At 39.2% G+C, this 260-nt stretch carries 1 protein-coding gene; it reads left to right on the top strand.

What is annotated here, in order from left to right; all coding sequences use genetic code 11:
- The coding region (locus tag M901_RS08895; protein ID WP_034721514.1) for a sigma factor at positions 1-260 on the top strand (260 nt) is incomplete at both ends.

Below are 260 nucleotides of genomic sequence, written 5' to 3'. Positions count from 1 at the left end.
CGTTGTGAAAATTGCGATGGAGTATAAGTACGCTTATAGCAACGTCATGGATCTTATCCAAGAGGGGAATGTTGGTTTAATGAAGGCCGTCTCTCTCTATGATCCAGATAAGGGGGCGAAGCTCTCTTACTACGCTAGCTGGTGGATTCGTTCATATGTTTTAAAATTTATTCTAGATAACTTCCGTCTTGTAAAAATTGGGACTACCAATGATCAAAAGAAGCTCTTCTATAATTTAATGAGAGAAAAGCAGCGCCTTT

It is taken from the genome of Bacteriovorax sp. DB6_IX, assembly GCF_000447775.1.
Taxonomy (GTDB): domain Bacteria; phylum Bdellovibrionota; class Bacteriovoracia; order Bacteriovoracales; family Bacteriovoracaceae; genus Halobacteriovorax_A.
Note: the sequence above shows the minus strand (reverse complement) of the source record. Positions and strands in the feature narration are given on the sequence as shown.